The organism is Flavobacterium inviolabile, assembly GCF_013389455.1.
GTDB lineage: Bacteria > Bacteroidota > Bacteroidia > Flavobacteriales > Flavobacteriaceae > Flavobacterium > Flavobacterium inviolabile.
Genome location: NZ_CP058278.1, coordinates 289,499 through 302,890 on the forward strand (window position 1 = coordinate 289,499; position 13,392 = coordinate 302,890).

Genomic DNA, 13,392 nt, shown 5'->3' on the forward strand with positions numbered 1-13,392 from the left:
ATCAGTATATGGTATAATTTTTGTTACATTTGTAAAGATAGCAAATAGTTATAACGCATTTTACAATTCAAAAAAGTATAATTTATGAGAATGAAATTAATGTTGGCTGTGTTGATTATGGCAACACAATTTAGTTTTGGACAGGAAATCGCTAAAGAAACAACAACCAATGCTGAAACACATATTAAAGAAACACAGGACGAATTAAAAAGAATCAAAGAAGAAAAAGAGCGTATTGAAAAAGAAAAGCTCGACAATGAAAAAGCGCTGGCACTTAAGGAAGCCGAAAAACAGCGAAAAATAGCCGAAAAGGAACAAAAAAGATTGGCTAAAGAATTAAAGAAAGCCGAAAAAGCACATGCCAATCTTGAAAAAGCACAAAAGAATGTGCATAAAGCAACCGACAGGGTTCAGAGCAGTCAGAAAGATTTGGACAAACAAAATGAAAAATACCGAAATCTGAAAGACCGCAACAAGCTTACTGATGAAGACGACATCAAATGGAAAAAGAAGCTTTTAAAGCTTGCCAATAAAAATAAAGAACGAAAAATAGAATTACAGGAAGCGCAATTAGCATTAAAAAACCTGAATCCTAATTCCTAATAAAAAAGCCATCTTCACGATGGCTTTTTTATTATTGCTATTTATGATGCTTTTACATCCAGGGCATCCCGGAGCGCATTACCTATCATCATAAAGGCCAATACCAGCAGCAGCATCGCTACTCCCGGGATAATCGCCAGATACGGCTTTCCCAATATGATATAATTATAGTTATCCTTAATCATGGAACCCCAGCTCGGAACCGGAACCTGTGCGCCCAGTCCTAAAAAGCTCAGTCCGCTTTCCACCAATATGGCCGAAGCAAAATTAGCTGCCGAAATTACAATTACCGGCGCCATACTGTTGGGTAAAATATGGTTGAAAATGATACGGCTGTTTTTATAACCCAATGCCCGGGCTGCCGTTACATACTGCATTTCCCGGATACTCATAACCTGCCCTCTGACCACACGGGCCACTTCTACCCACATCGTTAATCCGACCGCTACAAATACCTGCCAGAAACCTTTTCCTAAAGCCAGTGTTATCGCAATAACCAGCAGCAAGGTAGGAATAGACCAGATCACGTTAATAAGCCACATGACAAACGCATCGACCTTACCGCCATAATAACCGGCAATGGCACCAAAGAAAATCCCCACAATCAGAGAAATCAGTACCGCGACAAAACCAATCGCAATTGAAACTCTCGAACCAATGACCAGGCGGCTCAGTAAGTCCCGCCCCTGGTTGTCCGTTCCCAAAAGAAAGGTTTTCTCCACTATGTATTTTGTCTTCAGCATTTCCGGATCCTTTTCTTTCCCGAAAGCGGAAAGCGGAATTTTATCGGTGATAACGATATTCTTGTCTTCCGAGTATTCGTCAAAATACAGGGAATCGTTTGCTATTCTATAAGCGTTAACCGGTTTTTTGGTAAAATAATCCGGATGTCCTGTAAAGTAATCACACCAATGGCTTTCCGGCTGTGTTTCCAGCGGAATATGGAGTATGGTTACTTTAAAACCGGGTTCTTTGGAACGTATTGCCAAATCACCCCAGTTGGCATATTTGGAATTATCCGGAGCAATAAAATAGCCGGACACGGCTACAAAGATTAATATTGCAATAAACACAAAACTGAAAACGCCCCAGAAGTTTTTTCTAAACTTCCGGAGCGCTAAAGCTGTAAGAGATTGATTCGATAAACTCATTAATTTACTTTATCAACAATTTTATTTTTTTTGTCTTTTAACGTTATCGTTCCTTTCACATTGGCATTCATGCTTTTCATATCCGTCAAGATATTCAAGGCTTCATCAACATACACATCGTTATTTAAACTCTCGTGCCAACGCTGTCTTTTCTGAGCTAACAAGGTGTCGTTTTTGAACAATTCCATTTCGTATGGCAATGATGTAAAGGTCAGACTGTTTTTATAATCTGCCAAAGCTTTGAATTTTTTAGCGGTCGCTTCCACTGCCGATTCTTCTGCCTTGAATTTTTTGAAATTCAGACTGTACACATTCATATCCTTACGGGAGCTGATCCATTTCGCATTTTCATCGATCAGTTTAAACTGCTCGTTATCTGCCATTCGCTCTTTACTTTTGGCAATAGTTCCTGAAAAATCAAGTCCTTTTACCGGTTGGTAATTTGCCGGATCAATTTTGTCCCAAGGCATTGCATTGTCAATATCACGTTCGCCCATATCGATATAAGAATAACGATCCGGCATCACGATATCACTCAACACCCCTTCACGCTGTGTAGAACCACCGTTTACTCTGTAGAATTTCTGAGTAGTCGTTTTTAAGGCACCTAAATCACCATAAGGATTGCTTCGGATAAACTGATTCAGGTCGATTACATTCTGAACGGTTCCTTTACCATAAGTATGTTTACTTCCGATGATTACACCTCTTTTATAATCCTGGATAGCTGCTGCAAAGATCTCTGATGCCGAAGCCGAGAAGTTATTCACCATTACCACAAGCGGACCATCCCAGTGTACTTTTGACTGTTTGTTGTACAGTACTTCTTTTTTACCGTTAGCCGATTTGATCTGTACCACCGGTCCCTGATCGATAAACAACCCTACCATGTCCACAACGGTTTGCAAAGAACCACCGCCGTTATCACGCAAGTCCATTACGATTCCCTGAACATTCTGTTTTTTCAATCGTTCGATTTCCTGTGCTACATCTTTAAAGGCATCTCTTTTATCTTTATTTTCAAAATCAATATAGAATTTCGGCAAATAAATTACGCCGTAAGTCGCATCCCCTTTTTTAACTAAAGACGATTTTGCGTATGTTTCTTCAATTTCAACCACTTCACGGACAATCGGAATCACTTTAATAGTTCCGTCCACTTTTTTAACGGTTAAACGAACTTCCGTTCCTTTTTTACCTTTAATTTTTTTCACCACATCGTCCAGACGCATTCCAACCACATCAACCGGTTCGTCATTTCCCTGCGCTACTTTCATGATCAGGTCACCCTGCTCCAGTTGTTTTCCTCTCCAGGCTGGTCCGCCAGGGATCAGTTCTGTAATTTCGGTGAAATCGTTTTTCTTTTGTAAACGGGCTCCGATTCCTTCCAGGCTTCCGCTGATGCTGATATCGAATTTCTCTTTATCATCCGGAGCAAAGTAGAAAGTATGCGGGTCAAAACGCTCTACAATAGCATTCAGATAAACAGAGAACCAGTCTTCACGGTCTAATTCCTGAATGAATCCGAAATATTCGTCTAACGATTTTAAAGTCGTTTCACGGGAACTTTTCTCTAATTCTTCAACTGTTTTTGGTTTGGAATCAGCAGCTTTTTTAGTTCCTTCCGCTCCTTTTTTATCTGCTGTACCTTCTTTCTCTTTTTCCTGTAATTTCAGCTTGTCGGTAACCGAAGACAAGACATTCAGTTTTAACTGTTTTTCCCAACGGGTTCTCAGTTCCGATTTGTTTTTAGAAAACGGCTGTTTGTCATAATCCACGCTGATTTCCTCATTTGTATTGAAATCAAATGGTTTGTCCAGTACATCTTTATAGATTTTTTTTGATTCCGCCATACGTTCCATCAAACGTTGGTAAGTCAGATCAAAAAAGGTCAGATCTTTATTTTTGATCATGTCATCGATCTGCGTTTCATATTTGGAAAACTCATCCAGATCCGACTGAATAAAGAATCGTTTCGAAGGATCTAAGGCAGAAATATATTCTTTATAAACACTTTTTGAAAATGCGTCATCCATCGCCACAGGATCATAATGCCCTTTTTCTAAAACAAATGTCAACAGTTCCAGCAAAAGCTTGTCTTTTTCAGGATCTGCTTTTTTGTTAGGCATAAAACTCCAAAGTATTGCTGACAAAGCGGTTATCACCAATACAATCTTATAATTTCTCTTCATAAATTGCCAAAAAGTATTCATTACTATTTTTCAACTAAATTACATAAAAAAGGATGTTACTCTCTTAATATACGGATAATTTTTTGTTAAAGGTTTCTTTTCATTACGGAATTATCACAGATATTCCAAAACTTTAAAAATCAAAAATTGTACCAGGACAAATTTAGAAATTGCTTACTTTAGCGAAACTAAAAAAATACCCCCAAAATGAGTAAGAAACCTTTAATATTGGTTACAAATGACGACAGTATTGTGGCACCGGGAATCAGAGCACTGATTAGTGTAATGAAAGAAATCGGGGAAGTTGTGGTAGTCGCTCCGGACAGTCCGCAATCGGCTATGGGACACGCTATCACCATCAACAATACGCTGCATGTAGAGAAAGTTACCATTGATGCCGATCTGGATACCGAATACAGCTGCTCCGGAACTCCGGTAGACTGTGTTAAAATTGCCGTTCATGAAATCCTGAAGCGCAAACCGGATTTATGCGTATCGGGCATCAACCACGGTTCTAATTCTTCTATCAATATTATTTATTCCGGAACCATGAGTGCCGCTGTAGAAGCCGGTATTGAAGGGATTCCCGCCATTGGTTTCTCTTTACTGGATTTTAGCTGGAATGCCGATTTTGAGCCGGCAAAGGAATTTGTCAAAAAAATCACCCTGGAGGTTCTGGAAAAAGGCCTGCCGGACAGCGTTATTCTGAATGTGAATTTACCGAAACTTCCTGCTCAGGAAATCAAGGGAATCAAAATATGCCGTCAGGCAAAAGCCATGTGGGAAGAGCGTTTTGACAAAAGAACAAATCCGCAGGGAAAAGAGTATTACTGGCTTACCGGTGAGTTTGTCAACCAGGATAAAGGAGAAGATACAGACGAGTGGGCTTTGGCCAATGGTTATATTTCCGTTGTGCCGGTTCAGTTCGACCTTACCGCACACCATGCCATCCAGCAGCTGAACACCTGGAATCTGAACAATTAAGATTAAAACGATGATGCGTACAAAAGATTTAATAATAGGATTTATAATCGGAATACTTGCCGCAGGCCTTGGCTCCTGCCTGTTCCTGTTATTGTTTACAGACATTCACACCATTCAGGGTCTGAAATTTATCCGTCAGCAAAACTTATCCGGAAAGGTCATTACCCTTGGCGCTGTTTTCAACCTGATCTCGTTCTTTTTATTATTAAAATTCCGCAAGGAAGAAATGGCACGTGGCGTTATCCTGGCCACTATCGTTTTAGCAATATTAACCGTTATCCTATAACAGTACACAGAAATCAACAAGCGATGAAATATTACATTATAGCCGGAGAAGCATCAGGCGACCTTCATGGTTCGAACTTAATGAAGCGCCTTTACCAACACGACCCGAATGCCGAAATACGTTTTTGGGGTGGCGATCTGATGCAAAAAACCGGAGGCACTTTAGTTAAACATTATCGCGACCTTGCTTTTATGGGATTTGCGGAAGTGGTTATGAATCTTAAAACGATCCTTAACAATATTAAAATATGCAAAGCCGACATACTGGCTTTTCAGCCGGACGTGCTGATATTCATTGACTATCCCGGTTTTAACATGCGCATTGCAAAATGGGCAAAAGAGCTGGGCATGAAAACCCATTATTATATTTCCCCGCAAATCTGGGCGTGGAAAGAAAACCGTATCAATGCCATCAAGCGGGATGTGGATAAAATGTATGTTATCCTGCCTTTTGAAAAAGATTTTTACGAAAAGAAACACCATTTCCCGGTAGCTTTTGTAGGCCACCCGCTGATCGACGCGATTCACTATCGCGAAAAAACCGATACGGCACGATTCCGACAGGAAAACGATCTGGATGAAAAACCGATTATTGCCCTGCTGCCCGGAAGCAGAAAGCAGGAAATTTCCAAAATGCTTTCGGAAATGCTTTCTGTAGTGGATGATTTTCCCGAATACCAGTTTGTGATCGCCGGGGCACCAAGTCAGGATTTTTCTTTTTACCAGCAATTCCTGACCAACAAAAGGGTACACTTTATTTCCAATAAAACCTACGATCTGTTAAGCGTGGCACATGCCGCCCTGGTTACTTCCGGTACGGCAACACTGGAAACTGCCTTATTTAAGGTTCCCGAAGTTGTTTTATATAAAGGGAACTGGATTTCCTACCAGATTGCCAAGCGTATCATTACCTTAAAATACATTTCGCTTGTAAACCTGATCATGGATAAAGAAGTGGTTACCGAATTGATTCAGGGCGATTGCAATCCTAAAAAAATCAAACAGGAACTCTCTAAATTATTAGAACAGAATCACCGCGCTAAGCTGTTGAAAGAATATGATTTACTGGAAGAAAAGCTTGGTGGCGAAGGCGCGAGCGAGAAAACAGCACAGTTAATTATAAATAATTTAACATAAGCCGGCGAAAATATTTCCCTATTTTTGTTCAAAAGCGATTGATCATGAGAAAGGTTATACAAGTATTCTTTTTATTATTTTTAGTGGTTTCCTGTAAATCTACAGCACCAACAATTATTACTTCTAAAAAAGAAGCCGAAAAAAAAGGACTCTATTCCTACACTCAGAAAGAAAGATCAAAAACTATAGCTTCCTCCTCAAAATCTTCTAAAGCTGATAAAAAAGCGGAAGAAGAATCCCGGAAAACCGATCGTAAAAAACGTAAACTGGTTGAAAAAGACGAACCGGAAAACGATATTATTGTAAGTGACGGAAGCGACAGCTATATTGCAGAACAGTTAACCAATACCGCTATGGACTACCTGGGTGTTCGCTATCGCGGTGGCGGAACGACCCGTGAAGGAATGGATTGTTCCGGACTGGTAACTGCTGTATTCAGTTCTTTTGATCTATCGCTGCCCCGCAGTTCCAACGATATGGCAAAAGTGGGAGAACGACTGGAATTCAAAGACATTAAACGCGGTGACCTGGTATTTTTCAGAACCAACGGTAAGCGCATTATCAACCATGTAGGACTTGTTGTGGAAGTTATGGAAGATGAAATTAAATTTATCCACTCTTCTACCTCCAGCGGTGTTATTATTTCTTCCACAAAAGAGCCTTATTATGAGCGTTCTTTTGTACAGGCCAACCGAATGGTGAACTAAAATAATTTTCATATACCGCTATTTTTCAATACCTTAGAATTTATGAAGGTATTGCGATATCCCATAATAGCGATTGTATTCTTTTTTGTATCGGGCATACTCTATGATTTTTACCGGAAGCCCGACACAAACAACCTGCTGCTGTTTTGCAGTGTTTCCGGCTTTATCTTCTGCCTGAGCTATTATTTTTCACAAAAAGATTTTTTACAGAAAAATTATTTCGGCTTAACGCTCTGCCTGTTTTCTTTTGCTGCCGGAAGCTTCGTGCATCATGTTCATTATGAACCAAATCACCCGCGGCATTATACCCGTTATCTGAAAGAAGACCGTAATGAAATCCGGGGAACACTTTCCGAACGTTTAAAACCCAACGCTTTTGCCGAAAAGTACTATTTTACCATTACCGAAATAAACCGGCATCCGGTTTTCGGAACGTTACTGCTAAACATCCCGAAAACAACTGCCATAGAACAGCCGGCCATTGGTGATGTGTTGTTGCTCAACGGTCCTGTAACCCTCATTCCCAGAGCCATTAATCCTTACCATTTTGATTATGCCGCGTATATGGAAAAGCAAAATGTGTTCCACCAGCTGCACCTGGATAGCGGTAATTTTGTAAAGACCGGCCAAAAAAGAAATTTTGATTTTTATACTGCCCGCTACCGCGACAAACTGCTTTCCGGTTTTTCCATACATCATTTCCGGCCGGAAGTGCAGCATGTTATTGACGCTTTACTTCTCGGACAGCGACAGGATATGGAAAAAGAAACATCGAGCAGTTATACCGATGCCGGCGTGGTGCATATCCTTGCCATTTCCGGACTTCATATTGCCGTTTTATACGGAATGCTGCTTTTTATAATTAAACCGCTTAAAAAGCACAAAAAGGGCAATATCCTGCAATTAGTATCCGTGCTTTCTTTTCTTTGGATCTTTGCCATACTATCCGGACTTTCGGCATCTGTTGTCCGGTCCGTGACGATGTTCAGCATCATTAGTTTCGGGCTATTCCTGAACAGGACAGCTAATATTTACAATTCGCTGGCGGTATCCGTATTGCTGTTGCTGCTGTTTAAACCGGATTTTCTTTTCGATGTTGGTTTTCAGCTGAGCTATATTGCCGTTTTTGCTATTGTCTGGCTGCAGCCATTTTACCGGAAAATAAAGTTTGGCAAAAACCGGATCCTCCATTATTTTACGGACACTGCCCTTATTTCTCTGGCCGCGCAAATTGGTGTGATGCCACTGTGTTTGTATTACTTTAACCAGGTTCCGTCACTCTTCCTGCTGGCCAATCTGGTTGTGATACCGCTTTCTACGGTTATCCTGATCCTGGGAATATTCGTCCTGGTTCTGAATTTTGTTTCTGCTGCTGTTGCGGTATTTTTCGGGCGCCTGCTTTCTTTTTTAATTGAAGTGATGAATGATTATATTGCCTGGGTTGCCTCTTTTAAAGATTTTGTTATCAAAGATATTCCATTTACTTTTTTGCTGATGATCAGCCTGTACCTGAGCCTTATTTTCTTTTTGCTCTGGCTGCGGAAAAAGAGCTTTCCCCGGTTTGCCGGGTGGCTGGTTACCGTGATGGTTTTGCAGTTAGTTTATATGGTGACCCTGACGAATATACGGCAGAAAGACGAACTGGTTATTTTTAACAACCGGAAGCATACCTTGATTACTGTAAAACAAAAGGCCGGCGTTCGCGCTTTCAGCAACGACAGTTTAATTGAAGACAATTACAATCTTAAAATGTACCGTAAAGGTTTGTTTAATCCGGAAGTGCGTTGCTTTCCGTTACAGCAGCTGCTTTTTTACGGGAACCGGAAGATCCTTATTATCGATCATTCCGGGTTGTATGCTGTTGGCGGAAAACCGGATGTGATTATCCTGACGGGTTCTCCGAAAATCAATCTGGAAAGAGTTATGGCAGCCTTACAGCCGGAACTGGTTATTGCAGACGGTACTAATTATAAATCGGATGTAAAACGATGGGAGAAAAGCTGCGAAAAAACAAAAATCCCTTTTTACGCTACGAGTAAAAAGGGATTTTATAAAATTGCTAATACAAATTAACCTTTTAAATCTTTTAGCAATTCTTCAGGAGTTCTGTAACCAACAAGTGGTGCTTTTAACTCCCCTTTTTTATCTAAGATAAACATAGACGGATAGCCCTGAACCTGTAAAAACATGGTAAATTCATGAACACCGTTTCTGCCTCTTCTGTTCGGATCAAAACCCGGATTGGCATATTTTTTACCTTTATAGTTTACTTCCGAATTTCCTTCTGCATTAAATTTTACAGCATAGTAATTCTTGCTCACAAAATCGGCTACTTCTTTATCGCTAAAGGTATTTTTATCTAACATTTTACATGGCCCGCACCAATCGGTATACACGTCCATAAAGATCGGTTTCGGATTTTTCTTTTGTGCTTTAATAGCTTCGTCAAATGTCATCCATTTGATTTCCTGTGCCTGAGCCGTTATTGCTCCAACGGTAAGGAATAACATTAATAGTATTTTTTTCATGTTCTTTTTTATTTAATATTCTTTATTATCTGATTTGCTCCTTCTAACCAAACAGCGGGACCGCCGGCAACATAACCGGAGCTTCCCAATTTTTCAAAATTAATTTTCCCGTCTTTTTCAGTGGCTTTTACAAACCATACTGTAGGATAACCGCGAACACCAAACATGTTCATTAACTGGTTGTTTGTTTGCTGTACTTCCGGTGCCAGTGCTTTTCTTCTTGGAAAATCCAGCTCCACTAAAATAACATTTTCTTTTGCCCAGCTTACAAACTGCGGTTGTAAAAAAACTTCTTTCTGCAAGCGGATGCACCATCCGCACCAATCACTTCCTGTAAAAAATAAGAACAGCGGTTTTTTTTCTTTTTCCGATAACTGTACCGCTTTTTTAACATCGGTATGCCATTCTAATGTTGCCGCTTCCTGCGCATTAGCCCAAAAGCTTACCAAAACAAAAACCAATACTAATCCTATTTTTTTCATATATCAGGTCTTAATTTATTTTACGCCGTGCATTAATTTTTTCAATACCGGGTTCAACAGTATCACGATACCACCGGCCACCAACGGTACAAATGTAAAAATTAAAAAGAAGGTAGACATATCATAATCTCTCACAATATCGTCAATCATTCCTCCAACACTTGCGGCAAGCTTATTCCCGATGGCAATCGCCAGGTACCACATTCCGAACATAAAAGCAATCATCCGGCCCGGAACCAGTTTACTCACATAGGACAAGCCTACAGGAGCCAGACATAGTTCGCCAAGGGTATGCAGTAAATAGGCCAGGATAAGCCAGATCATGCTCACTCTGACCGTTCCTGCCACTGCTCCCTGCGGTATAGCCGAAGAGCCGTAAGCCAGCACTGCAAAACCAAGTCCCATGATGATTAATCCCAATCCGTATTTTACGGCAGCACTCGGGTTGTATTTGCTATCCCACCATTTTGTATATAGCGATGCAAAAACAATGATAAAGAACGAATTCAGCGTACTGAACCACGAAACGGTCACTTCAGAGTTTTCACTTGTAAATTCCCGGTACAGCATCCACAAAACAATTCCCCACATTAAGCCGAAACAAACAAAAAGCGTGATGTTCGATTTTAAAATTACCGATTTGGTTTGTTTGAACAACAGTACCAATACCCAGGTAATAATCCCTAACGGAATAATCGTTAGCAAGGCATTGACCGTATTGAAAATAACCAGCGAGTTTCCATCGAGTGCCCTGTCTGTGAAATCTCTTGCAAACAACACCAAAGAAGTCGCTGCCTGTTCAAAAGACATCCAGAAGAAAACCGTGAAAAATGCAAATACGATAAACGCAAACATCCGGTCTCTTACAATTCTGTCATATCGTAAAATCCTTCCCACGATCAGGAACAGGAACAAGACCAATCCGATCAGAATAACCACTAATGGTCCGGCTAATGTTTCTTTGGAAACAATAAATTCCTGCGGTAAGATATTGATATTGCCTATTTTTGATAACGGGTCATTAAAAATAAATAAAACTCCGATAACGGATGTTAAAAGAATCAGAATTTTATCTAAAGTCGTAAAAGGGTTTCTTTTTTCGGCAGCTGCTGCCGCGGCTTCGCGTTTTTCTTTTTTCGGCACTTCACCAATTGTTCCGAAAAGCGGTTTGGCCATCCAGAACTGCAACGTTCCTAACAGCATAAAGATTCCGGCAAGTCCGAATCCCCAGCTCCAGCCTACTTTTTCGGCCAGGTAGCCGCAAAGCATCATTCCGAAGAAGGCTCCGGCATTTACCCCCATATAAAAAATGGTATAGGCACCGTCCTTTTTCTCCGGCAGGTCTTTATACATTTCGGAGATAATGGACGTCATGTTCGGTTTAAAAAAACCGGTTCCGATTACCAGCAAAGCCAATCCGAAATACAGCATGAATTCCGATTCAATGGCCATAGCGGCATGTCCCAGTGTCATGATTCCGGCACCGACAACTACCGCCCAGCGGTACCCGATAAAACGGTCGGCGATCATTCCGCCCAGAATAGGGGTCAGATACAGCAAACCGGCATAGGTTCCGAATAAAGCTCCGGCATTTTCACTACTCCATCCCCAACCCGGCATTGCCACTCCGGCAACAGCCATCGTTAAAAAGTTTACCAGCAGTACCCGCATTCCATAAAACGAAAAGCGTTCCCACATTTCTGTAAAAAACAGTACAAATAATCCCGAAGGATGTCCTAAAACTTTTGATTTGAAAAAATCCGGATTGGCAGATTCAGTCGACATTATAGCAATTCTATTTTAATATTATTATTTTACTTCCTGCATTAATTTTTTCACCAAAGGCGAAATGGCAATTAATACAACTCCCGCAATAAGGGCATACAGTGCCAGTTGTTTGTAACCGTCTGCATAGATCGTCAGTTTTTCCAGGTTGGTGGCATGCTCCGAAGCGCTGGCAATGTTAGCTCCTAATAATCCGGCAAAATACTGTCCGTAGGCACTCGCCAGGAACCACATTCCCATCAGAACTGCCTGTAGTTTCTGCGGCGAAAGTTTTGTCATGGCCGACATTCCAATCGGCGACAGACACAGTTCTCCAAAAGTAATTACAAACCATCCCAGAGTAAACAGGTCTAAAGAAGTCATCCCGTTAGCATCTGCAAAAAACTTGGTATAGTAAAACACATAAAAACCTCCGGCTAAAAACAGGAATCCTAATCCGAATTTCACTATGGTATTTGGTTCAATTTTCTTTTTAGCCATCCATAACCACACCATCCCTACCAAAGCAGCAAACGTAATTACGAAAAAGGAGTTGGAAGAGTTGTTTACCCCGTTCGGATCCAGTTTCACGCCCAGAACGGTATTATTTAAATTGTTGGCTGCAAAAAGGCTCAAAGAACCACCGCTCTGTTCAAAAAATGCCCAGAAGAAAATGGAAAAGATAATGAATACCAAAGCCGCCAAAAGTTTTTTATTTTCTGCTATGGAATAATTTTTCATTTCATAGAACAGGTACAATAAAGAACACGGTCCGATGATATACATAAAAATATCGGTATATTCTGTTTTGGAAACCATGGTCATGATAATCGGCAATATCAGTAAGGAACCGATATAAGTCGCATATTCATACATTTTTCTTTTAGACGTTTCCAGATTCAGCAATGGCGACAGTCCTATTTCACCCAGACTTTTCTGAGTTTGTGTAAACGTCAGCAAACTGATAATCATCACAATTGATGCAAATCCGAATGCTACATTCCATCTCAGGTGTTCCGGAATAAAAGAGCTTAACATGCTTCCATTTGCCACAGCGATACAGATATAACCGCCTATCAGCGCTCCTAAATTCACTCCTGCATAAAACAGGGAGAATCCGGCATCTCTTCTGTTGTCGTCATCACGGTACAGTTTTCCGACCATCGTGGAGATATTCGGTTTGAAGAATCCGGTTCCTACAATGGTAAAGCTGATTCCGAAGAAGAAGAATTGTTTGGGATCTACCGCCAGAATAATACTTCCGACGATCATTAACAGTCCACCCCAGAAAAGGGATTTGCGGTACCCCAGAATCTTATCGGCAAACAAACCGCCGATAAAGGTAAAGGCATAAACAAAAGCCTGGGTAGCGCCATATTGCAGGTTGGCTACCGTTTCATTCATTGTTAACTGGTTTACCATAAAGATAACCAGCATCCCTCTCATTCCGTAGAAGCTAAAGCGCTCCCACATTTCACTAAAAAACAAGTACCACAATTGTTTGGGGTACTTGCCTTTAAAATTCTGTATTTCCTCTAAAGTCGAGTTTGTATTCATAG

At 40.7% G+C, this 13,392-nt stretch carries 12 protein-coding genes; 6 read left to right on the top strand and 6 right to left on the bottom strand.

Annotated features, from left to right (window positions below):
- Nucleotides 1–84: 84 nt before the first annotated feature.
- The gene (locus HW120_RS01270; RefSeq protein WP_177730078.1) at nucleotides 85–603 is read left to right on the top strand and encodes a hypothetical protein; all 519 of its coding nucleotides are present in this window, start codon (nucleotides 85–87) and stop codon (nucleotides 601–603) included.
- 41 nt (nucleotides 604–644) lie between these two features.
- Here HW120_RS01270 and HW120_RS01275 read toward each other — a convergent pair whose 3' ends face one another.
- Both HW120_RS01275 and HW120_RS01280 read right to left on the bottom strand, forming a co-directional pair.
- On the bottom strand, nucleotides 645–1,754 hold the full coding sequence (locus HW120_RS01275; RefSeq protein WP_177730079.1) for an ABC transporter permease: 1,110 nt from the start codon (nucleotides 1,752–1,754) through the stop codon (nucleotides 645–647).
- The gene (locus tag HW120_RS01280) at nucleotides 1,754–3,967 is read right to left on the bottom strand and encodes a carboxy terminal-processing peptidase (RefSeq protein ID WP_177730080.1); all 2,214 of its coding nucleotides are present in this window, start codon (nucleotides 3,965–3,967) and stop codon (nucleotides 1,754–1,756) included. Before HW120_RS01280 ends, HW120_RS01275 begins: the two co-directional genes overlap by 1 nt.
- Before the next feature lie 186 nt (nucleotides 3,968–4,153).
- On the opposite strand from HW120_RS01280, the gene surE reads away from it, so the two are divergent.
- Genes surE through HW120_RS01305 form a run of 5 tightly spaced genes read left to right on the top strand, consistent with a single transcriptional unit; the run spans nucleotide 4,154 to nucleotide 9,132 of the window.
- Complete coding sequence (gene surE, locus HW120_RS01285; protein ID WP_177730081.1) at nucleotides 4,154–4,930, top strand: 5'/3'-nucleotidase SurE; 777 nt, start codon at nucleotides 4,154–4,156, stop codon at nucleotides 4,928–4,930.
- Between the two features lie 10 nt (nucleotides 4,931–4,940).
- Nucleotides 4,941–5,216 carry a hypothetical protein gene (locus HW120_RS01290; RefSeq protein ID WP_246297018.1) on the top strand — a complete coding sequence of 92 codons (276 nt, stop codon included), beginning with the start codon at nucleotides 4,941–4,943 and terminating at the stop codon, nucleotides 5,214–5,216.
- A gap of 23 nt (nucleotides 5,217–5,239) precedes the next feature.
- A complete protein-coding gene (gene lpxB, locus HW120_RS01295) occupies nucleotides 5,240–6,352 on the top strand; it encodes a lipid-A-disaccharide synthase (protein ID WP_177730082.1) in 1,113 nt (370 codons plus the stop codon).
- A 44-nt stretch (nucleotides 6,353–6,396) separates the two neighbouring features.
- Complete coding sequence (locus HW120_RS01300) at nucleotides 6,397–7,059, top strand: C40 family peptidase (protein ID WP_177730083.1); 663 nt, start codon at nucleotides 6,397–6,399, stop codon at nucleotides 7,057–7,059.
- Nucleotides 7,060–7,101: 42 nt separating this feature from the next.
- Complete coding sequence (locus HW120_RS01305) at nucleotides 7,102–9,132, top strand: ComEC/Rec2 family competence protein (RefSeq protein ID WP_177730084.1); 2,031 nt, start codon at nucleotides 7,102–7,104, stop codon at nucleotides 9,130–9,132.
- Here HW120_RS01305 and HW120_RS01310 read toward each other — a convergent pair.
- From HW120_RS01310 to HW120_RS01325, 4 genes are read right to left on the bottom strand one after another with little or no spacing between them, the layout of a single operon-like run.
- On the bottom strand, nucleotides 9,129–9,587 hold the full coding sequence (locus HW120_RS01310) for a thioredoxin family protein (RefSeq protein ID WP_177730085.1): 459 nt from the start codon (nucleotides 9,585–9,587) through the stop codon (nucleotides 9,129–9,131). The genes HW120_RS01305 and HW120_RS01310 overlap by 4 nt on opposite strands.
- Before the next feature lie 8 nt (nucleotides 9,588–9,595).
- Complete coding sequence (locus tag HW120_RS01315) at nucleotides 9,596–10,069, bottom strand: thioredoxin family protein (RefSeq protein WP_177730086.1); 474 nt, start codon at nucleotides 10,067–10,069, stop codon at nucleotides 9,596–9,598.
- 15 nt (nucleotides 10,070–10,084) lie between these two features.
- Nucleotides 10,085–11,854, bottom strand: a complete 1,770-nt coding sequence (locus HW120_RS01320; RefSeq protein ID WP_177730087.1) for a peptide MFS transporter — start codon at nucleotides 11,852–11,854, stop codon at nucleotides 10,085–10,087.
- Nucleotides 11,855–11,878: 24 nt separating this feature from the next.
- Nucleotides 11,879–13,390: a peptide MFS transporter gene (locus HW120_RS01325; protein ID WP_177730088.1), complete on the bottom strand. Its 1,512-nt coding sequence runs from the start codon at nucleotides 13,388–13,390 to the stop codon at nucleotides 11,879–11,881.
- Between the last annotated feature and the right edge of the window lie 2 nt (nucleotides 13,391–13,392).

Excerpts from the sequence above, each read along its gene's own strand:
- HW120_RS01270 (WP_177730078.1), top strand. The coding sequence starts at position 85 with ATGAGAATGAAATTAATGTTGGCTGTGTTGATTATGGCAACACAATTT.
- HW120_RS01275 (WP_177730079.1), bottom strand. The coding sequence starts at position 1,754 with ATGAGTTTATCGAATCAATCTCTTACAGCTTTAGCGCTCCGGAAGTTT.
- HW120_RS01280 (WP_177730080.1), bottom strand. The coding sequence starts at position 3,967 with ATGAATACTTTTTGGCAATTTATGAAGAGAAATTATAAGATTGTATTG.
- surE (WP_177730081.1), top strand. The coding sequence starts at position 4,154 with ATGAGTAAGAAACCTTTAATATTGGTTACAAATGACGACAGTATTGTG.
- HW120_RS01290 (WP_246297018.1), top strand. The coding sequence starts at position 4,941 with ATGATGCGTACAAAAGATTTAATAATAGGATTTATAATCGGAATACTT.
- lpxB (WP_177730082.1), top strand. The coding sequence starts at position 5,240 with ATGAAATATTACATTATAGCCGGAGAAGCATCAGGCGACCTTCATGGT.
- HW120_RS01300 (WP_177730083.1), top strand. The coding sequence starts at position 6,397 with ATGAGAAAGGTTATACAAGTATTCTTTTTATTATTTTTAGTGGTTTCC.
- HW120_RS01305 (WP_177730084.1), top strand. The coding sequence starts at position 7,102 with ATGAAGGTATTGCGATATCCCATAATAGCGATTGTATTCTTTTTTGTA.
- HW120_RS01310 (WP_177730085.1), bottom strand. The coding sequence starts at position 9,587 with ATGAAAAAAATACTATTAATGTTATTCCTTACCGTTGGAGCAATAACG.
- HW120_RS01315 (WP_177730086.1), bottom strand. The coding sequence starts at position 10,069 with ATGAAAAAAATAGGATTAGTATTGGTTTTTGTTTTGGTAAGCTTTTGG.
- HW120_RS01320 (WP_177730087.1), bottom strand. The coding sequence starts at position 11,854 with ATGTCGACTGAATCTGCCAATCCGGATTTTTTCAAATCAAAAGTTTTA.
- HW120_RS01325 (WP_177730088.1), bottom strand. The coding sequence starts at position 13,390 with ATGAATACAAACTCGACTTTAGAGGAAATACAGAATTTTAAAGGCAAG.